A 24,778-nucleotide genomic window follows, 5' to 3' on the forward strand; every position below is an offset into this window, starting at 1 on the left:
GCTTTGACAGCCATGGCAGATATATAGGCTTGATCGCGCTTTGCCTTAGCGGCTAAACCGGCCAGTGGAGAGGTGGCCGAGTGGTCGAAGGCGCTCCCCTGCTAAGGGAGTATACCTCAAAAGGGTATCGTGGGTTCGAATCCCATCCTCTCCGCCAGATTTCCCAAGCAAGACGCACCGATAAGGCGCGGATTTCAACAACAGTTTCTCAACATTAGCCTTCCCGTTCGATCTCTGACATCGCGATCTGCTAAACATTTTGCTGCACATTTGCGGCTCGGAGCGATGATTATCACCCGGCGTGGGAGCACGTTTAATCTCTTCCGGCGGGCGCCGAAGTGCTAGCAGCGAGTGGAAAAGTGCGCCACGATCTGGATCAGCCTGCGCACCGATCTTGAAGGTGAGGCGCAGCGCAAGGCTCCGGCCGCGCAGCGTCTGATAGGGGCAGTTTGAGAAGCGCGGCCCCTGCAAGAAGCGTAGTGCTTACACTTCAAACAGAGACACTCCCGCCCTGCACTTTCACTTTTCGTGCCTGATGCGCCTCTGATCAGCAAACCGCGCGCCGGTTGGCAATCTTGATGAGGAGCGCCAACGGTTGGTGCCGCCCACGATACGTCTACCTGGAAACCAGGTTCCAGCCTCAGTTTCAGAAGAGCACCCCGCTTGTTGGCATGCGAGCCGGGATTCTGGCCCGGACCAATTTAACAATGCGACTTATTCGCGATACAGATTAATGCCTGTGAAAATGCTCAACCCATGAATATTGAATGATAATGCCTATAAGATGCGCGGCATTTTCATCAATATTATTGATCTCATGCGCAGGAAGCACGCATGGTAAATAAACATCTATCCCAGATTCTTTACTTTAATTTGAATATGAAGCGATTGGATCGGATCATACTGGGCAGAGCAATATAGTCAAAATCTCTCTGGACCGGCAGCCACAAGCGCACTGCAATCAATCGCTAGTATTTGCAGTATCGTACACGGAGTTAAGTGCATCAATCCAGACTACGCCTATGGCTGGAGAAGAATTGTGGAGACGAGTATATTTCAAGTGGAAACCCATGGGCGGATATTTGTTATCGAAGGAGCTTCTAGATGAACAGAAAAGCAATGTTCACTGGTGGTGTTTTCGCCATCAGCCTCTCGATTTGCCTTCCCGCTTCACTCGCTACCCCCCCTGCACTGAGGGCGGACACCGTGGACGAGATTGCGCTCGCCCGTGTCCAGACCCACGCAAACACGTACCGGGATCCTTTGCTGGAAACAGTGTTGGACGCGACCGGTTGCCACGCACAGGAATGGGCAACACATGGTCATATGCCCATGTTTGCAAATGGCGTTCTGATCGAAATTCCGGAAACCTTGTGGGGTTCAAGGGTGATGGCGGTCTGCCAAGACGGAATCAGTTACGCATTCAGCTCGGCGCGGACGGGCACGGTCCAGGTCGATGATCACGAGTATGGCGTGGGGGTGCGGCTGGCCGAGAACCGGGAATTGAGCAGCAGCTTTGCGGGCTACCCTGCCGAGTTCATCTCCGGGGCCGCGGTCGATGGACGCACCTGGACAGGAATTGTCTGGCAAGCCGATCCGAATACGCAATTCCGCATCCAGACCTCAGACCATGGCGAGCGTGCCCAGGACGCGTCCACGGCTATTGAAGCCATGGTCCAACTGGCGATCACAGCGATAGAATCCCAAGGCTGAGACCCGATCATATCCAGACGGCCACGACGGCTGTGACTGATAGAAAGTTGGCACAGCGCCAGCCTGACGGAGACCGCTGCCATTATTGCCCTCGCCTGCCGTGAAAGAGTTATGTGCCCGGCGCAGGCCAGCAGGCGCGGCGGCGGCGTCAGTTGTATTGCCTGTGACCCCACCCCGTGATCGGTGACACTTGGTGCATTGTGACGAGATCAAAACCGCCACGCATGCCCGGCTGTTTTCCATGCGTTGCGAATGAGAATGATTCTCGTTACTAGCTAAACCCCTCGTAACCGGTAGAGGGGATTGAACCTGATGAAATACGTATCTTTGGCCGCATTGGCCCTGGCGACAGGGCTGGCTGGAACGGCAGCGGGCCAGCAAGCCGAGCCTGAACATTCCGAAACACAGGAGCGCCGCGGATCGACAACTGATCGCGAGGTTCCGCTTCAGCCAGTAGAGGTGGTCGATACGGCACCGTCAGCCGGAAGCTATGGTGGCTTCGACCCGATCGATACTGGCCGGACAATAGTGGGTGAACGCTCGATCCGCGATCACGAGAGCGGCGAGCCTGATATGCTTGATGCTCTGCGGCTGGTGCCGGGTATTCAGTTTGACATCAATCAGCGCTCGGTCAGCCGCGACGATCTCCTCGACCTTCGTCCGTCCGACATCTCGATCTCGGGCGGCCCCATATACGACAACAATATCCGGCTCGACGGTGTGGGCGTGAACAGCGTGCATGACGTCACCAATGATAATGCGCTCAACTGGTTTGAAACCAGCGGAGCTGCGGCCCAGACGATCTTCGTGGACCCGAGCCTGATCCAGCGCCTGGAAGTCCAGGATTCCAATATCTCGGCGCGTTATGGTGACTTCACGGGCGGCGTGGTTGATGCGGTTATCCGGGAGCCGGAACGCCGCTTCGGCGGCCGGATCCGCTTCGGGTATGAGGACGACAACCTGGTCAACTATATCTACAATGACGAGGCGGACCTCGACCGTGCCGACGTGCCACCCTCATTCCACAAATGGCGCTTCAACGCCTCGATTGACATTCCCCTGTCCGACCGTGCCGAAGCGCTCATCAGCTATGGCCGCAATGAAGCCCGGGTCGATTACCGGCAAGGTACCAATTACGGTGGAGAGATGGTGGGGCGCAGCGCGCTGTCGGAGACCTGGCTGATCAAAGGTGTGCTCCGCGCGCGGGAGAATCTGCGCCTGACGGGCAGCCTCGTCTACAGCCCCTATGAAAGCGAGGCAGCGTCACCCAATGGCCGGGACAATCTGGTCCGCACGCAAGGCGGCGGCCTGACTGTTTGGGGACAAGCCGAAGGCCGGCGAGACGATACGGACTGGAGAGTGCGCCTATCCTACGCGGACGCGGACATGACGCGCCGGGCGCCGCCGGCCAATTTCAACTGGAGTTCGGCCGCGCCGAGCATCGATTTCTGCACAGCGAGCAGCTGCACCGAGGGCGGCGGCGGCGATCTTGATCAGTATCAGCGTGACCTGACGCTTGAAGCTGATTTCTCGCGGCCCCTCGCCGGCGGCACACTGAATGGCGGCGTGGAACTGGCCTTCACCGACGCCTTCCGCGAACGCCAGACCGATCACCATGCTTACCTCAGAGGCTCATACAATCCGCTTACGGTATGCGCCTCGGCGGCTGATCCGGCATGTATCGATGGAGAGATCGCCCTGACGACGCTTCAGCTTCGCCCGGCCTATGAGGCGCAGGTGGACTTCCAGCGCCGCGCCTTATGGGCGGAATACCGGCGCGCGCAAGGGCCCTTCGAGATACGCGCCGGCCTGCGCTATTCGTGGAATGATTTCCTCGACAATCACAACGTCGCACCACGGCTCAGCGCATCCTGGGAGTTGCCCAACAGCTGGACGCTCAGCGGCGGGCTGAACCGTTATTATGGCCAGAACATGGTGGGTTACGCCATCCGCGCCCAATACCCCGATCTGTATATCTATGACCGGACAGGCCAGACGGAGGGTGGCTCCCTCGTCTTCAGTCTGGACGACTGGACTCTGACCTCGCACAATGTGCAGGTTGGGCATCGCATGGCCGAACTCAGCACGCCCTACAGTGACGAGGCAACGGCGGCGCTGACCATCCCTGTCTGGATCGGGGTCGGCCGGCTCAAGGCAGTCTATCGCGAACATCGAGACCAGTTTGCCCGCCTGCCTCAGGAAGTTTTCGAAGAGTCCGATGGTCAGGGCGGCACCTATGAGCGCCGGGTCTGGCTACCATCCAATGACGGGCGCACCGACCATCTTGGCTTCACAGCTGAATATGTGGCCGGGTGGCGCAACCACGCCCTGACCCTCAACTTCGCCTGGACAGAGACGACCACCAATTTCGGAGATTATTTCGACACGGTCGATCTCGAAGCCAAGGAGGCCGAACTGCTGGTCTATAATGGCCAGATCATGTCGCGGGCGGAGCTGGAGAACATCGCTCAGCGGGAAAACTTTGCCCGTCCGCTGGCTGCGAATGCCAGCCTCCAGTCGGACTGGTTCGGTGAAAGATTGCGGACCACCGTGTGGGTTTCCTGGCTGGGCGAATACGAGACGATCGCCAGCACGAGCCAGTTCGAAACAATCGATAGTGTACGCTACCGTGTATGGGAGGACAGTGTCCGTCCATCGACCACGCGCGTCGACCTGAACGCGGAATACCGCCTTCCCATGCCTGCAGGTGCCGGGCAGGCGCGTGTGGAAGCACGTATCTCCAACCTCTTCGAGGCGCTGCCCTACACCGATGTAACGTCAACCTTCCCCTATCAACGGGGACGCAGCATCTGGCTGGGCATGAACTACGCCTTCTAAACCTGGCAGGCCGGACCGCCAATCAGCGGTCCGGCCCTTGCCGCAGGGAGAAGCGTATTTCGGTAACATATCGCCGGGTGTGCCAGTGTACGCTCTCCGGCGCCGGCGGAAATGGTGCCGCGCGAGCAATTTGATCAAGCGCGGCGCGGTCGAGTTCTCCCGAACCCGACGACTGTGTCACCGCGCTTTCACGCACGCGCCCGTTCCGATCAATCTCGAACATAACACCAACTGCACCTTCGACACGGTTGATCCGCGCGCGTGGCGGGTAGCGGCGGGCATTGGCGAGAGCCGCCAGAACCAGACCGTCATGGTCTGCAAGCGCACGGCGGCCGGTCTGGTCGCTCTCTCCTTGCGTGTCCGGCAGCGGGGACTGCACAGCCTCACCTGTTTGCACATCCGCGCCTGGAACTGGCACCGGGTTTGCCGCTGCGGCTTCGGCGGCCTCCTCTCCCTGGTCTCGCGTGGCGCTGACCGTATCCGGCGCGCGCTCGACAGCAGATTCAGGAGCAGGCCGCTCCGGCACAGGCTCCGGCACTGCCTCCTCCACCCGTTCAGGTGTCGGCTCGGCCGCCATTTCCAGTTCCGGTGGCTGCACCGGCTGCGCGCCTGGCGCCGCGCCCGTTGAACCCAGCGCTATGACATAGGCGGCCGGTTCAGCGGGTGGTTTTTCGCCGTACCCCGTCAGAAAGAGGGCCGTGCCGGTGGCATGAGCGGTAGCCGACAGGGCAATGAGTACAGACAGAGTGTGACGCGGCCGGGGCGGCATGAAGATCAACGCCTCCGTACGGATATCTCTGCGCCCTCGAACCCGGCGGAACTGGCGATGTCCAGTGCATCCAGAAGGCGCTGCGCCGGAGCAGCAGCATCAATGGCGATGACCAGCGGCCGCTCAGGATCGTTAGCGCGGACAGTTGTCAGTGCCGCCCGGAGTGCTCCGTCGTCTTCCAGTCGTTGGGCTTCGAAGCGCCAGCCCGCCTCCTGGACCTCCAGTACGGCGGGGTCTGCCGTCATGGCCCGGGCGATGTCGGAGTGGGGCGTGGCGATACCGGCCGCCAACGGCGCAGCATTGGCTGTAAGCATCAGGAAGACGAGCAATAGAAACAGCACGTCGACCATGGGTGCCAGCGGCGGCGAGCTGCCCTCTTCCCCCGCGCCGGATGCCGTTTCGTTCAGACGGATCATGGGTGTTCGCCCCCCGTCTCCAGAGCCAGAGAAAAGCGCGAGAGCAACCGCTCGGCGCGAGCAATCCGGGCACGGGCGGCCGAACGGAAGAAGGCATGGGCGATCAGACAGGGCACGGCAATGATCAGGCCCGCTGCCGTCGTGATCATGGCCTGCCATAGCCCGCCCGCAATTACCGCAGGTTCAACCGGACCGGCATGGCTTTCCATGGCCTGAAAGGCGAACATCATGCCGGTGACCGTGCCCAGCAGGCCGAGCATGGGCGCCAGCGCCGCGATTGTTGCCAGCCCGTTCAGCCGGGCCGTCAGCGGAGCGGCGCATTCAGCCAGCGCGATCGTCGCGGCTTCATCCCGCAATGGCTTGGCCCGGCCGCTATGGGCGGCGAGCGCCGCAATCGCTGCCGAACAGAACCCACCCTTGGCGGCAGCTGCCTCAAGCTCGGCCGGAGCGAGCGCGTCTGACGAGCGCGCGGCAAGGCGCTCCACCACCGCCCTTGGCCGTCTCAGCCGCGCGAACACGAGCGCCCGCTCGGCAATAATGGCTGTGGCCGCTATGGAACACAGAGCCAGGGGGATAAACGCAATCACGAGCGGCAGGTTTTCTGGATATGTCATGTTGATCTGATCACAGTGCTCTGAGGAAGGCTTCGAGCGCCAAGCGCTCTTCCGGGCTGAGATCGAGCGACTCAAGTAGCTCGCTCGGAGTAGGGAAAAATGGATCGTCCAGCTGGTCCGGCCGGGGGCGCGGGCGCGGGCCGCCTACGTTGTAGATGGCGATGACACCCGCCAGTTCCGGCACGATTCCGTTGTGCATATATGGCCCGGTCCGGGAAACATGCCGCAGGCTGGGCGTAAGAAAAGTCCCGCTATCTTCGGGCCGGCCCGTGATCGCCGCCCGTCCGGTATCTTCCAGCGCGCGCCCATAGAAATGCAGCCCGATATTGTGGAACCGGTCATCCGTCAGGCGCGGGCCCATATGACAGCTCATGCAGCGCGCCGTGGTTCGGAACAGGTGCAGGCCCAGTATCTGCTGATCGTCCAGGCGATCACGCTCGCCCGACATGAAACGGTCGAAATCCGTGGTCTGGTGCAGCGTCCGCTGGAAGGCCGCGAGCGCGCGTGCCACGTCTTCAAGGCGGATCTGGTCAAGCGGGCCGAAAGCCTCGGCAAAGAAGGCGCGGTAGTCCGGATCGGCATTGAGCCATGCTTCGATGTCCGCACGCTCACCGGCCATTTCACCGGGGTCGAGAATGGGCAGCAGTGCCTGCTCCTCCAGGCTTGCGGCCTGGCCATCCCAGTGAAATAGCGGCTGATCAGCCTTATCGAGAAGGGTCGGGGCATTGCGGCGCGTGCGCTGGCGGTTATGGCCGAACGAGGTCCGCACCCGATCGGTAAAGGCGAGCTCCGGGCTATGGCAACTCGCGCAGCTGATCTGACCCGACCCCGACAGCCGCGGATCATGAAACAGACGCTCACCAAGCCGCGCCGCAGGCGTCCCGCGCCGGGGCGCCTGCCGGGAAACCGCTGCCATTTCCAGGATCGGGATGCCTGGCTCGCCCCAAGGAGTGGGCCAGGTCTCTACCGGACCGGCATAGCTTTCCCGGAGAGTCTGGCCAGCCAGGCAATGCTGCGGACCACACGTCATCTGGTCCCCTTCGGGCACACCGTTGCGCTTGGCCAGCGCCAAACCGGCAATCATCATCGTCGCAACCGCGAGGCTGAGGGAGACACGAAGGAATGGCATCGCCGCGGGTTATCAATATTGCGAATGAGATGCAAACACATAAGGCAGGGCCAGCCAACTCGCCGCACTCATGGCCTCGGCCGGCGGTTATTCGGGCAAGTTGCGCGCACTCCGTCGACAAACACCGCGCCTTGCTTGCGCACTGTCTCGTCATCCCATAGCTCGGACGCGAGATGCACCTCTTCCAGCGCATCTGCCAGGCGCGCGATTTCCGCCGACCCGCCGGCTGCACGCGGCCGGATGAGCGGGACGCCTAATCGGCCCTCTCCATGATCCGGGCCGGAGAGTTTTACGGCAGGTCCGTTCAGAGATGTGGGCCGACGCTCCTGCCACAGCGAGACCCATTCACGCGCGTCTGACAGCACCCGGACGGCCGGATTCAGGAGGCTATAGCTCGTCGGCCGCATCGACGGCTCCGGCTATTTCGGCGCGGAACCAGGCAGCAAACAGGTTCACGGCATCCGACCGCCTGCGGCCGCGCGCGAAGGCGAGCCAGTAGTTTTCCCCGTCCGGCATGTCGCCATCGGCAAAGACGCTGACCAGCCGCCCCTCGTTCACGGCGCTGGCGACCAGCAGCTTGCGGCCCAGCACCAGTCCTGCCCCCGCCTCTGCCAGAGCCATGGCCGGGCCTGTCCCGTCCGTGATGAAGGCCGGCTGCACGGCGATGCCGTAAGCGCCGCGCCGCGCCAGCCATTCCGTCCAGCCAAGCGGGATGCTGGTATCGGCAATGAGAGGCAGGGTTTCGAGATCGGCCGGCGTGCGGATCTGGCGGGCGAGCGCCGGTGCCGCCAGCGGGCTCAGCGTCTCGCGCAGCAGGAGCTGGCTGTCCTGCCCCGTGGGGGTATCGGCGCTGCGTATGATGGCGAGGTCTGCCCCTTCGTCCAACGCGGTGAGTGGATCGCGGGTGATGATCTCCAGGCCGGGGGCAGAGCTGCGGGCTGCAAGACGCGGAGCGAGCCAGAGGCTTGCCATGTCGAACGGCAGAGCCAGAATGATCCGCGCGGCCCGCTTGCTCTCGCGCATGGCGGCGCTCGCCTCGCCCATCAGCTCGAATGCCCGGCTCAGCCGGTCCAGCGCTGCCCCGCCCCGCTCGGTCAGGCGCAAGGTGCGCCCCTCACGCTCGAACAGGGCAGAGCCGATCAGCGCCTCAAGCTGGCGGACCTGCTGGCCGATGGCCGCGGGCGTCACGTTCAGCTCTCCGGCTGCGGCAGCGAAACTGCCGCGGCGGGCAGCGGCCTCGAAGGCACGCAGGGCATTGAGAGGAGGCAGAGCGGCCATGGCAAACCAACAAAAGAAAATCTATCCGATAGAGGCAGAATAACTGATTGGAGAAAACAATCCATAGCGCTTTAGGCTGGTCATCCAGATCTGAAGGACCACGCCTTATGGACCAGTTCCTGCCTGCCATTCCCTTGAAGGGCGCCCGCGTCATCGTTATCGGTGATGGCGAGGCTGCCCGTGCCAAACTGCGCCTGTTTGCCAGCGCACCCAGCGAGCTGATCTGGCGCCCGGCGGCAAAAACCGTCACAGCCCTGCCCGCTATCGATGGCGAAACCGGAGCCCGTATCCTCCCGGGACGGTTTGTACCGCCTGGCGCTTTTTCCGGTGCGAAATTCGTGTTCATCGCGCTGGAGGATGAAGCCCGTGCCGCCCGCCTTGCCGCGCGGGCACGCCGGGCCGGCGCTCTGGTCAATGTGGTCGATAATCTGCCGCTCTGCGATTTCTATACGCCCGCGCTCGTGGACCGGGGCTCTGTGACGATTGCGCTCTCCACCGGCGGGGCTGCGCCCGTGCTGGTGCGTGATATACGTTCAGCGCTGGAGGGGCTGGTCGCGCCCGGCGTGGGTATTCTCGCCCGCAGCGCCAACGCCTTGCGTGATACGGTGCGTAACGCACTGCCAACCGTCGATGAGCGCCGCCGCTTCTGGGAAAGTGCGCTGCGTGGCGAAGCGGCAGCACGCGCCGATGCGGGCGATGGCCCCGGCACCTCGCGCGCCCTGATCGCCACGCTGGACCGCTTTCGTGACGGCAAGGCAGAGCCGGGCCGGGTCTTTCTCGTCGGGGCCGGGCCGGGTGATCCTGAACTCCTGACGCTCAAGGCCGTGCGCGTGCTGCGCGACGCCGATGTGATCGTGCATGACCGGCTGGTGCCGGAAGCGATCCTGCAGCGCGCGCGCCGTGATGCGCGCCGCATCGATGTGGGCAAGCGCCGGGGCCATCACTCCGTGCCGCAGGAGCGTATTGGCGACATCCTCATCGAGGAGGCCCGCAAGGGCCTGCGCGTCGTGCGCCTGAAAGGCGGGGACAGCTTCATCTTTGGCCGCGGCGGCGAGGAAGCCGAGGCGGTGCGCGCTGCGGGTATCGAAGTCGAGGTGGTGCCGGGCATTTCAGCCGCGCTCGCCTGCGCGGCATCCGCTCAAATCCCTCTCACCCACCGCGAGGCGGCGCAGGCCGTCACCTTCGTTACCGGCCAGCCCAAGGCGGACGGGCCGGAGCTGGATTATCGCAGCCTCGCCAGCGCCCGCCATACCCTCGTTGTCTATATGGGCGTGGCCACTGCCGCCGTTCTTAGCGCGAAGCTGATCGCGGCGGGACGCAGCGGCGATACGCCGGTGGCCATTATCGAGAATGGCTCCCTGCCGGAAGAGCGCAGCGTGTCCGGCACGCTGTCAGAGCTTCCCGCCCTGATCGAAGCACATGAGATCAAGGGCCCGGCCGTGATCGTCATTGGCGAGGTCGTGGCGCGCGCGCCGGAGATGATCTCCGGCCTCGCCCGTCAGGCAGAGCTGGAGGCGGCGGCATGAGAGCGATCACCGCAAACCGGCTGACCGATGGCCATGTCGTCTACCGCCGCGCCGACGGCATCTGGACGCCGTCCCTGATCGAGGCGGAACGCTTTGGCGATGAGAAGGCCGCCGAACCGGCGCTGAACGCGGCGCTGCGCGACATTCTCACCGTGGTCGCGCCTTACCTCATCGAGCTCGACGGCGAACAACCGGGCGGGCGCAAGCATGTGCGCGAGGCGATACGGCTGAAAGGCCCCACCACCGGCACCAGCCTGCTTTACGCCGGGGAGCGCTAGGCCGATGTATCGTTATGACGAGATTGACCGGTCGATAGTCACAGAGCGCGTGGAGGAGTTCCGCGAGCAGGTAAGCGCGCGTCTCTCCGGCGCGCTCACCGAAGACCAGTTCAAGCCCTTGCGCCTGATGAACGGGGTCTATCTGCAACTGCACGCCTACATGCTGCGCGTGGCCATCCCCTATGGCACGCTGGATGCGCGCCAGATGCGGGTTCTGGCCCATATCGCGCGCCATTACGACAAGGGCTATGGCCATTTCACCACGCGCCAGAACATCCAGTATAACTGGCCGGCGCTGGTCGATATTCCTGAAATTCTGGAACAGCTTGCCGATGTGGAGATGCACGCCATCCAGACATCGGGCAATTGCATCCGCAACACCACGACCGACCCGTTTGCCGGTGCAGCACAGGACGAGGTGGAAGATCCGCGCCCCTGGTGCGAGCTGATCCGGCAATGGTCCACCTTCCACCCCGAATTCACCTTCCTGCCGCGCAAGTTCAAGATCGCGGTGACGGGCTCGGACGCTGATCGCGCCGCCATTGGCGTGCACGATATCGGGCTGAAGCTGGTGAAGAATGAGGCCGGTGAGACCGGGTTCGAGGTGCATGCAGGCGGCGGTCAGGGCCGCACGCCGCGCGTGGCGGTAAAGCTGCGTGACTTCCTGCCGAAGGGCGAGCTGCTGGCTTATCTGACCGCAATTATGCGCGTCTATAATCTCGCCGGGCAGCGCGACAATATCTACAAGGCCCGCATCAAGATCCTCGTGGAAACCATGGGCGCGCAGGCTTTCACGGCCGAAGTGGAAGCGATGTACCGCCAGCTGCGCGGGCGTGATCTCGCCGTGCCGGCCGAGGAGGCTGCGCGCATTACCAGCTTCTTCCCAGAGCCTTCCCCTGTGGACCGGCCTGAAGGGGTGAGCGATGCGCCGGGCTTTGCCCGCTGGCGGGCCATCAATGTGAAGCCGCACAAAGTACCGGGCCGGGCCATCGTAGTGATCTCCTTGAAACCCCGCGCCGGTTCGCCGGGCGATGCCACTGCTGAACAGATGGATGCCGTCGCCTTCCTCGCCGAGCGCTATGCGGATGGCGAAATCCGCGTCACCAAGGAGCAGAATCTCGTCATCCCCCATGCCGTCGCGGCGCACCTGCCCGCGATTTATGAGGGTCTGCGCGAGGCCGGGCTTTCCACCGCCAATGCCGGGCTGGCCAGCGATATCGTGACCTGCCCGGGCCTCGATTATTGCAGCCTGGCCAATGCGCGCTCGATTCCGGTGGCGCAGGCCCTGTCAGCAGCCCTGATCGACCGGGGGCTGGATGAGGATACGCAAGACCTCACCATCAAGATTTCCGGCTGCATCAATGCCTGCGGCCATCACCATATCGCCAATATCGGCCTGCTGGGCGTCGATAAGAAGGGCGATGAGGTCTACCAGCTCACACTCGGCGGCGTGGCCGATAACGGCGCGGCCATCGGCAAGATACTCGGCCCCGGCCTGACGCCGGACGAGGCCGTGGAGGCTGTGGCCGCTTGCGTCGGCGTCTTCCGCCGCGAACGCGGGGATGATGAAACCTTTACCCACACCCTGGCCCGCATCGGGTTCGAACCCTTCAAGGAGGCCGTCTATGGGCAATGATAGCGCAGCAACGCCCCGGCTGGCCCGCGTGGAGATCGATACCGCCACCACGCCGGACGCGGCGCTGGAGGCAGCGCGCAGCGCACAGGCCATTGATATTCGCTTCCCGGCGTTCAAGGACGGGCGCGGCTATTCGCTGGCAGCGCTGATCCGTGAGAGCGGGTTTGCCGGTGAATTGCGCGCGACGGGCGACATCCTGCCCGATCAGAAGGATTACCTCACCCGCACCGGGTTTGACGTGATCGCGCCGGATGACGGCTCGCCGCGCTGGGCCAGGACCAGCTTTACCCATGCCTACCAGCCAGGGCTCGCCAAAGGCGCCAATGACCGGGTGCCTGCCTATCGTGCGCGCGCGCTGGCAATCCGCAAGGCGCAAGTTGAGGCGCTGAACCAGCAATATGGCGATGCCGTGCCGGAGACCATCATTGCCGTCGCGGTGGAGGTGTTTGAGGGGCGGATCGCCATGCTCTCCTCCTTCGGGATCGAGGCGGCGCTGGGGCTGGCTTTGCTGGCGCAGGTGGACCGCTCGGTGCCGGTGGTCTTCCTCGACACCCAGCGCCATTTCCCCCAGACGCTCAGCTATCGCGACGAGCTGGTGGCGCATCTGCGCCTTGAGGATGTGCGCATCCTCACGCCTGATCCGGCCGAAGCGCGCGCCGCAGACAATGATGGCAAGCTGTTTGAGCGCGATGGCGAAGCCTGCTGTGACCTGCGCAAGGTGCGCCCCCTCAATGCCGGGCTGGAAGGGTTTGACGCGGTCATTACCGGGCGCAAGCGTGCCCATGGCGGCGGACGGCAGGCTTTGCAGCCCTTCGAGTTCGATGGCGAGCGGGTGAAAATCAATCCGGTCGCCGGGCTGGCCCCTGCCGATATTGCTGCGCTCTACCGCGAGATGAAGCTGCCCGCCCATCCGCTCAGCTCACAGGGTTACACCTCTGTGGGGTGCTGGCCTTGCACCGCGCCCTCATCAGGCGCACATGCACGCGACGGGCGCTGGCCCGGTTCGGATCGCAGCGAGTGTGGTATCTTCGATCCGGTCCGCACGGCGCGGGCAGATGCGGCGCGCAAGCGGGCCGTGCGCCTTATCGGATAGGCGGGACGCGCATGACAGGCCAGATTATCGACCTTATCGGCAATACGCCGCTGATCCGGCTTGAGGCGGCCTCACGCGCCACGGGCTGCGAGATTTTTGGCAAGGCCGAGTTTCTCAATCCGGGCGGCTCGGTGAAGGACCGCACCGCGCTGGGGCTGGTGCGCGCGGCGGAAAAATCCGGTGCGCTGAAACCCGGTGGCACCATTGTGGAAGGCACGGCCGGCAATACCGGCATTGGGCTTGCCATTGTGGGCCGCGCGCTCGGCTATAAAACGCTGATCGTCATGCCGCGCACGCAAAGCCAGGCGAAGAAAGACGCGCTCATCGCGGCGGGCGCGCGCATTATCGAGGTCGACCCGGCACCGTTTTCCAGCGAGCACCATTTTGTCCATGTCTCGCGGCGCCTCGCCGAGGAACTGGCCGTAACACCTCAAGGCGCGTTCTGGGCCAACCAGTTTGATAATCCCGCCAACGCTGCCTTCCACGCCGCCACAACAGGCGAGGAAATCTGGAGCCAGACCGGCGGTGCGATTGACGGCTTTATCTGCGCGGTCGGCACGGGCGGTTCCCTCGCCGGCATTGCCCGCACGCTGCGCGCGAAGAAGCCGGACATCGCCATCGGCCTTGCCGATCCGTCGGGCAGCGCGCTCTACAATCATTTCACCCGGGGCGAGCTTAAAGGCGAGGGATCGTCGATCACCGAAGGCATTGGCGTCGGCCGCATTACCGGCCAGTTGCAGGGCTTCAAGCCCGACCATGCCTATCGCATTGAGGATGCCGAGTTTCTGCCCATCCTGTTCGATCTGGTCGAAAATGAGGGGCTGTCGCTGGGCGGATCGGCGGGCGTGAACATTGCCGGAGCGATCCGGCTGGCGCGCGCGCTGGGGCCCGGCAGGACGATTGTCACCCTGCTGTGCGATTCCGGTGCGCGCTATGCGGGCCGGCTGTTCAATCCGGACTATCTCGCCGCGCGCAGCCTGCCCGTCCCACCCTGGACGGACAGCGGCAATACCGCGCGCAACGCCATCTGACACGAGTTGAGGATTTTGCCATGACCGCCCTTCCCGCTGCGGCTGAGACCCTTGCGCCTGTTATCGAGGCCGGTGCCTTCTTCGATTGCGAGGTGCTGGAGGTGCGCCACTACACCGATACGCTGTTCTCCTTCCGCACGGCGCGTCCGCAGAGCTTCCGCTTCCGCACCGGCGAGTTCGTGATGATCGGGCTGGCGGGCGAGGGTAAGCCGACGCTGCGCGCCTATTCGCTGGCCGGTCCGAGCTGGGATGATGCGCTGGAGTTTTACTCCATCAAGGTGGAGGACGGGGCGCTGACCTCGCGCCTGAAGCATATCCAGCCCGGTGACCGGGTGCTGGTAGGCAGAAAACCGACCGGCACGCTGGTGCTCGACGCACTGCTGCCCGGCAAGCGCCTCTTTCTGCTCTCCACCGGCACGGGCGTGGCGCCCTTTGCCAGCATTGTGCGCGAGCCGGATGTCTATGCGCGCTACGATCAGGTGATCCTCACCCATACCTGCCGGACCGCGGCCGAGCTTGCCTACTCGCAAGATCTGGTGGCGGGGCTGAAGGATGATCCGCTGGTGGGCGAAAGCGCGCCGGAAAAGCTGGTCTATTTCTCGTCCGTGACCCGCGAGGATGGCCCGCAGACCGGGCGGATTACCGATCTCATCCAGTCCGGTCTGTTCTTCCAATCCATCCAGCAGGCCCGCTTTGATCCCGAACATGACCGGGTGATGATCTGCGGATCACTGGCCATGCTCGAAGAGCTGAAAGCCATCTTCGGCGAGCTGGGCTTCACCGAAGGCTCCAATGCCCGTCCGGGCAGCTTCGTGGTGGAAAAAGCCTTCAGCGGCGACGGCATTTAACCGGGCTCATAGCCGTGCGTCAGCTTTCCGGAGCAACAGCTCTGGGTGGCGGCCAGGGCGTTGTCTACACAGGGCAGAGCACCTGATAGCTGGCGGACGCTGGCTGCCCCTGCCAGCCGGATCCAGATGGAGCCGGACCATACTGGCTGGGGCGAGCGTCTCGATTGCTGCGCCTAGAACCGCCAGGCTAGCTTGACCGAACCGCTATCGCTCCGGCTGTGATCCCCGCGATACCCTTCATACACTGCCGACATTTCCCACCGCTCACCCGCAAAGGCACGCAGGCCGAGTTCCACGCTCGCGGCGATGTCATCGCGTTCGTGGGTATAGGAAACAGGCCTTGAAGAAAAACGCCCGCCATTGAGCCAGGATTGACGCACATTGCCGTCATTCACGGCCAGACGCGCGCCCACAGCCACATGCGGCCGTAAGACTACATCCCTGATAACCGTCTCGGTGCCAAAGCGGATGGCAGGGTGAATGTCGAACAGAAACTGGCCGTGTGAATGCACCCGCAAGGCCTGGTCGCCCGGCCCGCTTTCGCTATAGCCGAAATCATGGACAAAGCTCGCGTCCACATCGATCAGCGGGATAATGTCCAGGCCACCTGCACTGAATAGCCGCGCAAACCTGAACCGGCCTGACAGGCTCAACGACTCCTGGCTGAACGTGTACGCGTCTGGCGTGACGCTGGCAGTATCAAAGCGCGTGCCGTCTGAACTGTAATAGCCGACCGCGGCCGAAGCGGACGCCAGAGCGGGACCGTTCACGTATTTGATGACACCGCCAAGATTGATCTGCTGGCCTTCACTGCGCGCTGTTGCCGAGCGTGCTGTGGTCTGCTCGTACCCCAAACCGAAACCGATACGCAGCGTGTCGCCGAGCGCGGCCTGCCGGCCAAAACCAAGGGCATAACGGTTCTGACTTGTGCCAGACCTGTCGTCGCGTCCATAGCCTCCAGAACCTCTTACCCAGACACATTCAGCCTCGGCGATGGCCGCCCATTGGCCCGATGGCTGCCCGCAGCTGTGAACGGAGTTGAGGTGGGATATGGCCGACAGGTGATGGAACGCACCGGCCCTGTGTCCGTCGCTGGACGACAGCTCGCCAGCAAACAGCTCCGCTACGTCCTGCGCTGTCTCAAGGCGCGCGGCATAGAGAAGTGTCTGGTAAAAGTCTGCATCAGCCGAATCCACTTCTTCACCGTCCATCCACGCTGTGACGGCCTCATTTGCCAGTTGCGCCACTCCGGATTGGGTGCTGCCAACCAGTGGCAGGAAGTCGACGCTGGCAGCGTGGATCAATACGGACTGCCCCGAGCCGGAACCACTGAGCCGCACATCAAACCGTGTTGCGGCCGGATCATGAATTGAAGCGAGAATATCGTGCGGCAACGCGCCAGATTGCGCGATCAGGGTGACGGGCGCGTCAAAGCGCTGAAAACTTGCAAGATAGGGCCTGATCTCGCCGCTCACGCGGTCCAGCCGCGCGGCCGACAAGGCCGGACCCGGCATTGATGCCGCGACCGGCACATAATGGCGCGCACCCGCAAACAGGGCGTAGTGGCCGATATTGCGAGCGTGCCCGTCCAGCGTGCCGCGCACATTCAGGTCGACCTGCCACGGGCCGGCATTGTCGATGCCGCCGAACACCAGCCCGCCTTCATCGACATTGATCTGGCCCCGGCCATATGTCCGGATTGCCGTGCTGTCATAGGACGTGACCGCATCACCGCTTGCAACCAGCCCACCGATACCAAGCTCAAACCGGCCTATCGTATCAGTAATGTCGATGCCGGTACCACGCGATGACGAGACGACGGACCCGCCGCCCAGGACTCTGAGATAGCTGGTGCGCGTATCGTGCGGAGTTCCTGGCGCGTCCTCGCCAAGACGAACATTGTGCATGCGCACGGCTGCGGACCCGTCCCCGGTTACATCGATCGCGCCAGAAACGTCCACACGCACAGCGTCCTTCTGGTGGAGAGTGGCGTAGGCGTCGATCCCGTGAGCGCGGTTACCTTGCGTTGTAAGCAATCCGGAGTGGCTGACATGGACAGTGCCAGAGCCGTTGGTGCCAAACCGGCCGACACGGGTAAGGCCATCCAGATCCGAAATGACAGCCTCAGCGCCCGCCGCACTGATCGCAACCAGTCCGGAAGCGGCGTCACCGAAAGTGGCAATCAGCCCTCGCGAGTCGATACTGACCGCGCCGCCATGGCCCGCAATACGGTCATAGTCCAACGCACTGGCCAGAGGCGCACCATGGCGGGAAACCAGCAGGCCGCCGCTGGACGTTGACTGGGCGAAGATGCCATGCGCGCCGCGCCCCTGCGTTTGCACTACAGACTGTGCGCCAAGGACAATATTGACCGCTTCACCCTGGCTTTTGCCCTGGTAATTCAAGGTAACAGCTTCGGTCAGACGCGACTGGCTGGCAAGGTTCACCAGCCCGCCGCCGCCGCCGATTGACTGGACGATCAGCCCGAAAGCCTGGTCTCCGGCTGTGCGGATCTCGCCATCGAGTGCCGCGTCGACGCGGCGGCCATATCCAATATCCGTGCCGCCGAATGACACAGCGGCATCCACCCCGCTACCGATGTCGGCAAGGCCGCCGCCGGTCCCGATGCCCTGGAGGATCACCCCGTGTGACTGGCTGCCCTCGGTCTGAACAATCCCCGACAGTGCGGCTGTAAGATTTTGCGAGTCCCCCTTTGCGGCCTGGGCACCGAGACGAAGCGTAAGGTTGGCGCTGCCAGCATCAATACCGCCAAGCTGGAACGTACCGCCGCCGCCGCCAATGCTCTGGCCAATCAGCCCTGCCGACTGGCTGCCGCGCGTTACAATTCTGCCGTCGTGGACAACGTCCAGCGTGCCGGCATGGCTGGTATGGTCGGAAGTGCCTCCCAGCGCGCTGTCGCCGTCAAAGGCCAACTGGAGGCTGAACCCGGCCAGGCTCGCAAAGCCACCGCCACCGCCAATCGACTGAGCCATCGCGCCTGCCGACTGGTCGCCATGCGTGGTGATGTGTCCCTGGAGCTCAAGCGTAACCGCAGCACCATTGCCGCTGCCAGCCTCGCCGCTACCCAGCTGAAGCTGGGTCATTGCAGAGCGTGCATGGCCCTGCCCGTAACGCAGATCACCGCCGCCGCCGCCAATGGACTGAGCAAGAAGCCCGAGCGACTGCTCGCCGTACGTTGTAAGCACATTATTCAGCGTCACGTTCACCGCGCCGCCCCGGCTCGATGAGTGTTCAGCGCCCAGCACACCCGTCAGCGAGAGGGCGTCAATGCCCCCTGAGCCATGAAGCAGGCTGCTGCCGCCACCGGCGCCGATAGACTGGGCCATGACGCCATGCGCGAAATTGCCCTCAGTTGTAATGTCTCCGCTCAGGCTGACAATGACTGTCCCGCCTACGCCGTTGGCACCATGGCTACCGCCGAAACGGAAACTGTGGCCGCTGACAGATCCAGTGACACCGCCATGGTAAGAAAGCCCGCCGCCTGCGCCGATTGACTGGGCGTGGACGCCGGTCGCGGCGTTGCCGGAAGTCATCACGGTGCTGGCTGTGCTGATGGTGACCGACCCGCCATTGCCCGCAACATTGGTGCCGCCAAGCGCGATGTCGAGATCAGGGCCATCATCGCCACCCTCGAGTTCTGCATCCTCGTCATTGTCGAGGCTGGGAAGGTCATCTGTACTGAACTCGGCAAAATCCTCGCCAAAGAACTCCAGTGCCGATGCGGTGCTCCCTGCAGCTCCGCCACCACCACCTATCGACTGCGCGAAGATTCCCGCCGCACTGCTGCCCGAGGTCTGGATCCTACCGCCTCCGTCACCAGGCGTCTCACTATCGGCGATAACGACATCACCGCCATGATTGCCCGAGCCGCCTGAACCGCCGAAATTGTGCCGGCTGTCCGTCGTGTCGTCGTCATTGGCGCCTGATATGCGGCCGTATGAGTGGGCGTGGCCGCCGTGACCACCACCCCCGCCAATCGATTGGGCAAATATCGCATTGGCGCCGCTACCGGCGGTCAGGAAGCTGGCGCCTGTATTGAGGTTGATGGTGACCGTTCCGCCAGTATTGCCACGGCCGCCCGCGCCGCCCAGCGCGATAGCGCGCACCGTCGCCTTGCCGCCACCGCTCTCCTCGTCATCATCACCAGACCCTCCGCCACCCGTCTCGGCAGAGATATTGACGGTTTCCGCGTAGCCGCCATCTCCGCCTCCGCCACCGATGGATTGTGCAAACAGGGCGTGGGAAAGAGCGCCTTGCGTGGCGATATGTGCGTCCGCTCCGGCTGTATAAACAACAGCGCCGCCGCGCGCACCGGACCCGCCTGCTCCACCAATGGCCAGTGTGGTCTGCCGGGAACTGGCGGCACCGCCCCCTTCTCCTGCACCGGCCACGACATTGGCCGACACAGAAATCACGTGACCGCCAGAGCCACCTCCGCCGCCAATCGACTGCAGAAGGAGGCCATGAGATTGAACCCCTTGGGTTTCGAGGCTGCCTGTCTGTTCAAAGCTGACTGCGCCGCCATATCCGCCTGAGCCGCCCGAGCCGCCAATGGCTATATTGACGTTTTCAGCCTTGCCGCCATCGCCGGCCGCGCCAGTACCCAGCGCAGCGGTGAAGCTGTAGGCGTTCCCGCCAGACCCGCCGCCACCGCCGATGGACTGAACCAGCGCGGCATTGGAATGGTCGCCGTATGTGGTGATCTGTCCAGCATGCGTGATGGAGACATTGCTGCCATGACCACCGCCACCGCCCGATCCGCCCAGCGTCACTGCCGCACTGTAAGCAGACTCGCCAGCACTCGCTGATACGCCAACGGCATTGCCGCCATCACCGCCGCCCCCGCCGATCGACTGGGCTACGAGCCCATGTGAACGCGCGCCGGACGTCAGGAGTGAGCCGGTCAGGTCCAGGCTTACGGCCCCGCCATCCCCGCCATCCCCACCCTTGCCGCCAATGGCGACGGACACCGAAGCGCCCACCTCGCCTGCACCAACGGCCACGGCCACGGTATGACCGCCAGCGCCCCCGCCCCCGCCTACCGACTGGGCTGTCAGCGCTGAAGAGAGACTGCCGCCCGTCTGGATATCACCGTGGATATGGGCTGTGACGGCCCCGCCATGGCCAGCCGATCCGCCATGCCCGCCCAGACCGATAGCGGCGCCAAATCCAACTCCGTCCGGGTTCACGCCGGCGCCGACCGACAACGCGGATCCGCCATGACCACCCCCGCCGCCAATCGATTGCAGGACAGCTCCGGACGACTGTTCGCCCCGGTTGCCTGCGCCTGTTGTTATGCTGGCGTTTTCCTCGAGCAGGAAGCTGATGGCGCCACCATGGCCGCCCTTCCCGCCGCGCCCTCCGATGGACACACTGACCGCAGCTGCGCCAACGGCGATGCCGCCAGCATTGCCGCCCGCGCCTCCACCTCCGCCAATGGATTGCGCCAGCACAGCCACAGCATGGTCACCGTCTGTAGCGGTCACCGATCCAGACCGCAGGGCGACATCGACATTGCCGCCATGACCGCCGCCGCCACCCGATCCACCGATGGCAACATCAACAAACGCGCCAGCCGAGAAGGCTGCCCCGCCCCGGCCTCCCCCGCCACCGACAGACTGGGCCAGCACGGCATTGCTCCCGTCGCCGGACGTCGAGATATGACCCGTTGAATGAATACTGACATCGCCGCCAAGCCCGCCCCGGCCACCGGCGCCTCCGATGGCAAAAAACAGGCCTGAGCCCGCACCGCCATCACCGCCATCACCGCCCACGGACAGAGCGTGTACGCCGGCCGAACTCGTGCCGGAGGTCGCAATGCGCCCCGTTATACCAACGCGGACATGGCCGCCGCCAAAGCCGCCCGATCCGCCTGATCCACCACGTGTGCTGAACCAGCCCGAGCCCTTGCCGTTTCCGCCTTCGCCGCCCGAGCTTCGTGCGAGGATACCGTCGGCAAAGTCTCCGCCTGTCATGATGACGCCGCCCAGATTGGCATCAATCAGCCCGCCATCACCGCCATCGCCGCCATCGGCGCCCGAGCCGCTGCCGCCACCGCCTGCATTGCCGCCATGGCCACCCTGGGAGACCAGAACGATTGCGTGCCCGCCATCGCCATCCGTCTCTAAAGTAAACCCGCCTACTAGAGTGAGCGCCAGATCACCGCCATGGCCTCCGTGTCCGCCATGACCGCCGTGCAGTCCGGTTGCACTGCTACGCCCCCCTTCACCGCCATGTCCGCCGGATGAGTACACGTGAATAGCCGAGCTATTGCTCAGGCTCGCATCGCCCTCAATGCACAGATTGGCGTCATCGCCCGCCTGGCCCGTTCCCCCGGTATGCCCGGAATGTCCAAAGCCGCCATGTGAGCCCTTCTTGCCATCTGCGCCTTGAGAAGCCGCCGTATATGGAAGGCTGGTGACAGCCGTGCAGGGCGTTTGTGTTTGTGTTTGCGCTTCCGCAGCTACGGCGCTCAGCGCGCTCGACGCATAAAGGAACACTGCAGACGCCAGAATATCACGCCGCCGGCGCACGATCAGATTGCTTTTCATGTTTGCCATCCCTGCCCAACTGATAAGGAGCGTACAACGTTATGGCGAACATCAGGTTAAGCACCGCGATAAGGTTGGCGCGGCCTTTCCAACGCGCGCAAGGCGACGCGTTCCGGTGCGTCAAGCCCCCACCAGCCCGCTCTGCGCAAGCCCCGCTGCGCCGGCACGCAGCCAAACCCATTGCGCCGGGCGCTGGCATCGTTAAACCGCCCCCATGCTTACGATCTCAAACCTTGATTACCGTATCGGCGCGCGCTCCCTGTTCGAGAATGCGTCCGCGCAGATTTCCGGCGGCTGGAAGGTCGGCCTGGTCGGCCGCAATGGCACCGGCAAATCCACGCTTCTCAAACTGATCCGCGAAGAGATCGTTCAGCCTTCACCGGACACCTCCATCCGCCTGAACAAGGGCGCGAGGCTCGGCTGGGTGGCGCAGGAGGTGGAACCCTCCGACGAGACAATCCTTGAGGTGGTGCTGGCCACCGATACCGAGCGCCATGCCCTGATGCAGGAGGCCGAGACCGCGCAGGACCCGGACCGCATTTCCGAGATTCACATGCGTCTGGCCGATATTGACGCGTGGTCGGCAGAGTCCCGCGCCGCTGAAGTGCTGATGGGGCTAGGCTTCACCGATGCCGATCTCTACCGGGCGACGCGCGAGTTTTCCGGCGGCTGGCGCATGCGCGCCGCCATTGCCGGCGTCCTGTTCTCCGAGCCGGACCTTCTCTTGCTGGACGAGCCGACCAACTATCTGGATCTGGAAGGCGCGGCGTGGCTCGAAACCTATCTGAAGAAGTACCCCCATACCGTGCTGCTGGTCTCGCACGACCGGGAAATGCTCAATCGCTGCGTCACCCACACCATGGCGCTGGAGCACAAGCAGCTTTCCATCTCGCCGGGCGGGTATGATGCCTGGCTGAAACTGCGCGCCGCCAGAACCGCCCTGCTGGAAAGCCAGCGCGCCAAGCAGGAGGCCGACCGCGCCCATCTGCAATCCTTCATCGACCGCTTCGGTGCCAAGGCGTCCAAGGCCAGCCAGGCGCAGTCGCGCGTGAAAATGCTGCAGAGAATGCAGGAGATCACGGTGCCGCTTGAAGAGCGCACCGTCCCCTTCTCCTTTCCCACCTCCACCGACAAGCTTGCCGCGCCCCTGCTGCAGCTGCGTGGCGCGTCAGTCGGCTATGGCGAGGATGCCGTGATCCTCTCTGGCGTAGATCTGCGCCTCGACCCTGATGACCGTATCGCCATCGTGGGCGCCAACGGTCAGGGCAAGACGACGCTGGTCAAATCCATCGCCCAGCGCCTGCCGCTGATCGCGGGCGAGCGGACCGCGCCGCGTGCCTTGCGCATCGGCTATTTCTCGCAAGACCAGATGGACGAGCTGCGCCCCGGCGAAACGGTTCTGGACCATGTCCGTGACGCGCTGCCCGAAGGCACGCCGCCCGCGAGACAGCGCGCCGTCGCCGCCGCCATGGGCTTTGCCCACGAGAAGGTCGGCACCAATATCGAGAAGCTGTCAGGCGGCGAGAAGGTGCGTCTTCTGCTGGGCCTGATGGCGATGGAAAAGCCGCACATTCTGATCCTGGACGAGCCGACCTCCCACCTTGATATCGACAGCCGCGAAGCGCTGATCTACGCGCTGAACGACTATAATGGCGCGGTCATCCTCATCACCCACGATGTCTATCTGGCCGAAGGCACGGCAGACCAGCTATGGCTGGTGAAGAATGGCCGCGCGACGCGCTATGACGGCGATCTCAATGATTATCGCAAGCTGGTCCTGCAGGCCGACCGGGCCAACGCGGCGTAACGGCTCAGCCTTGCGCGGCGGCATGGGCGCTCGCCCACGCCCACTGGAAATTATACCCGCCAAGCCAGCCGGTGACATCGACGCATTCGCCGATGAAATAGAGCCCCGGCACAATCCGGCTCTCCATCGTTTTCGATGACAGCTCATCGGTATTGATGCCGCCAGCGGTCACTTCGGCCGTGCGCCAGCCCTCGGTGCCTGCGGGCCGGACCGTCCAGCGCGACAGGCTGTCCACCAGCGCCTCTATCGCCGCGTGGGACATGTCGGCCATGCGCGGCATGTCCGGAATATCGCCGCGCTCGCTGAGCAGCGCCACCAGCCGGTTGGGAAGCAGGGTTTCCATCGCGCTGGCGAGTGATCTCTTGGGATGCTCCGCCTTGAAGGCGGTCAGCGCAGAGACGGCGTTCAGCCCTGCTAGCAGATCAATCACCACCGGCTCACCTGGCTGCCAGTAGGAGGAAATCTGCAGAATCGCCGGGCCGGAGAGGCCGCGGTGCGTGAACAGCATGGCTTCGTCAAACGCGGCCCGGTCATTCGATGCCCGCACCGGACAGGCCACGCCTGAAATGGAGGCAAAATCCTCCTTGTCGCGCCCCTCAAACACGAACGGCACCAGCGCGGCGCGCGGTTCGATCACGCTATGGCCGAACTGGCGCGCTATATCATAGGCAAAGCCCGTCGCGCCCATTTTGGGAATGGAAAGCCCGCCACTGGCAATGACCAGCCGCGCTGCCTCAATGACGCCGCCCGACGTGCTGATCCGGAAGCCGGTATCGGTGCGGGTAACGCTGTTGATCGATGTACCAAGACGGAGTTCTCCGCCCGTCTCGCGCAGCTCTTCCAGCAGCATGTCGATAATTGCGCCTGAGCGGCCATCGCAGAAGAGCTGGCCCAGCGTCTTCTCGTGCCAGCCAATATCGTGACGGGCCAGCCGGTCCAGAAAATCCTGCGGCGTGAAGCGCGCCAGCGCCGATTTGGCAAAATGCGGATTGGCGCTGATGAAGTTCTCAGGACGGGTATGGATGTTGGTGAAATTGCAGCGCCCGCCGCCGGAGATGCGCACCTTCTCGGCGGGCTTGGCGGCATGATCGATCACCAGCACGCGCAAACCGGCCTCGCCTGCGCGCGCGCCATAAAATAGCCCCGCCGCCCCGGCCCCGATGACCAGCGCGTCAAAGTGTGTGTCTGCGTGCGCGGTGAGTGTCATGGCGTGCTGTCAGCCGGTACGCG

17 protein-coding genes and 1 tRNA gene are annotated in these 24,778 nt (G+C 63.8%); 10 read left to right on the forward strand and 8 right to left on the reverse strand.

Annotated elements, in window-relative coordinates; translation table 11 throughout:
- Positions 1-66: 66 nt before the first annotated feature.
- The 3 genes from X907_RS09365 (at position 67) to X907_RS09375 (ending at position 4,551) form a co-directional block, all read left to right on the forward strand.
- A tRNA-Ser gene (locus X907_RS09365) sits at positions 67-157 on the forward strand.
- Between the two features lie 947 nt (positions 158-1,104).
- Positions 1,105-1,713 carry a hypothetical protein gene (locus X907_RS09370; protein WP_127567357.1) on the forward strand — a complete coding sequence of 203 codons (609 nt, stop codon included), beginning with the start codon at positions 1,105-1,107 and terminating at the stop codon, positions 1,711-1,713.
- Positions 1,714-2,025: 312 nt separating this feature from the next.
- Positions 2,026-4,551, forward strand: coding sequence for a TonB-dependent receptor plug domain-containing protein (locus X907_RS09375; protein WP_127567359.1), 2,526 nt, complete (start codon positions 2,026-2,028; stop codon positions 4,549-4,551).
- Between the two features lie 22 nt (positions 4,552-4,573).
- Here the strand turns inward: X907_RS09375 and X907_RS09380 are convergent, their stop codons facing one another.
- From X907_RS09380 to X907_RS09400, 6 genes are all read right to left on the reverse strand, one after another.
- On the reverse strand, positions 4,574-5,320 hold the full coding sequence (locus tag X907_RS09380; RefSeq protein WP_127567361.1) for a TonB family protein: 747 nt from the start codon (positions 5,318-5,320) through the stop codon (positions 4,574-4,576).
- Positions 5,321-5,325: 5 nt separating this feature from the next.
- Positions 5,326-5,736, reverse strand: coding sequence for an ExbD/TolR family protein (locus X907_RS09385; protein WP_170175518.1), 411 nt, complete (start codon positions 5,734-5,736; stop codon positions 5,326-5,328).
- Complete coding sequence (locus tag X907_RS09390) at positions 5,733-6,350, reverse strand: MotA/TolQ/ExbB proton channel family protein (protein ID WP_127567365.1); 618 nt, start codon at positions 6,348-6,350, stop codon at positions 5,733-5,735. The genes X907_RS09385 and X907_RS09390 overlap by 4 nt, the downstream gene beginning before the upstream one ends.
- A 10-nt stretch (positions 6,351-6,360) precedes the next feature.
- Positions 6,361-7,422 (reverse strand): cytochrome-c peroxidase, encoded by a 1,062-nt coding sequence (locus X907_RS09395; RefSeq protein WP_170175519.1) that lies wholly within the window; start codon positions 7,420-7,422, stop codon positions 6,361-6,363.
- Between the two features lie 125 nt (positions 7,423-7,547).
- Complete coding sequence (locus tag X907_RS14780) at positions 7,548-7,886, reverse strand: DUF6746 family protein (protein WP_373870269.1); 339 nt, start codon at positions 7,884-7,886, stop codon at positions 7,548-7,550.
- Entirely contained in the window at positions 7,867-8,757 is an 891-nt protein-coding gene (locus X907_RS09400) for a LysR substrate-binding domain-containing protein (RefSeq protein ID WP_127567369.1), read from the reverse strand. Before X907_RS09400 ends, X907_RS14780 begins: the two co-directional genes overlap by 20 nt.
- A gap of 107 nt (positions 8,758-8,864) precedes the next feature.
- On the opposite strand from X907_RS09400, the gene cysG reads away from it, so the two are divergent.
- The 6 genes from cysG to X907_RS09430 are packed head-to-tail and all read left to right on the forward strand — an operon-like array spanning position 8,865 to position 15,169.
- Entirely contained in the window at positions 8,865-10,283 is a 1,419-nt protein-coding gene (gene cysG / locus X907_RS09405; protein WP_127567371.1) for a siroheme synthase CysG, read from the forward strand.
- Entirely contained in the window at positions 10,280-10,561 is a 282-nt protein-coding gene (locus tag X907_RS09410) for a DUF2849 domain-containing protein (RefSeq protein WP_127567373.1), read from the forward strand. Before cysG ends, X907_RS09410 begins: the two co-directional genes overlap by 4 nt.
- Positions 10,562-10,565: 4 nt before the next feature.
- Positions 10,566-12,197, forward strand: a complete 1,632-nt coding sequence (locus X907_RS09415) for a nitrite/sulfite reductase (protein ID WP_127567375.1) — start codon at positions 10,566-10,568, stop codon at positions 12,195-12,197.
- A complete protein-coding gene (locus X907_RS09420; RefSeq protein ID WP_179951432.1) occupies positions 12,187-13,290 on the forward strand; it encodes a phosphoadenylyl-sulfate reductase in 1,104 nt (367 codons plus the stop codon). Before X907_RS09415 ends, X907_RS09420 begins: the two co-directional genes overlap by 11 nt.
- An 11-nt stretch (positions 13,291-13,301) precedes the next feature.
- On the forward strand, positions 13,302-14,321 hold the full coding sequence (locus tag X907_RS09425; protein WP_127567379.1) for a cysteine synthase A: 1,020 nt from the start codon (positions 13,302-13,304) through the stop codon (positions 14,319-14,321).
- Between the two features lie 20 nt (positions 14,322-14,341).
- Complete coding sequence (locus X907_RS09430) at positions 14,342-15,169, forward strand: ferredoxin--NADP reductase (RefSeq protein WP_127567381.1); 828 nt, start codon at positions 14,342-14,344, stop codon at positions 15,167-15,169.
- Positions 15,170-15,342: 173 nt separating this feature from the next.
- Here X907_RS09430 and X907_RS09435 read toward each other — a convergent pair whose 3' ends face one another.
- Positions 15,343-21,741, reverse strand: a complete 6,399-nt coding sequence (locus X907_RS09435; RefSeq protein WP_127567383.1) for an autotransporter outer membrane beta-barrel domain-containing protein — start codon at positions 21,739-21,741, stop codon at positions 15,343-15,345.
- Positions 21,742-21,955: 214 nt separating this feature from the next.
- Here X907_RS09435 and X907_RS09440 point away from each other — a divergent pair, with 214 nt between their 5' ends.
- On the forward strand, positions 21,956-23,548 hold the full coding sequence (locus X907_RS09440; protein WP_127567385.1) for an ABC-F family ATP-binding cassette domain-containing protein: 1,593 nt from the start codon (positions 21,956-21,958) through the stop codon (positions 23,546-23,548).
- A gap of 4 nt (positions 23,549-23,552) precedes the next feature.
- On the opposite strand, the gene X907_RS09445 is transcribed toward X907_RS09440, so the two are convergent.
- The gene (locus tag X907_RS09445) at positions 23,553-24,755 is read right to left on the reverse strand and encodes a BaiN/RdsA family NAD(P)/FAD-dependent oxidoreductase (RefSeq protein ID WP_127567387.1); all 1,203 of its coding nucleotides are present in this window, start codon (positions 24,753-24,755) and stop codon (positions 23,553-23,555) included.
- Positions 24,756-24,778: the final 23 nt, after the last annotated feature.

This window comes from Glycocaulis alkaliphilus (assembly GCF_004000605.1).
Taxonomy (GTDB): domain Bacteria; phylum Pseudomonadota; class Alphaproteobacteria; order Caulobacterales; family Maricaulaceae; genus Glycocaulis; species Glycocaulis alkaliphilus.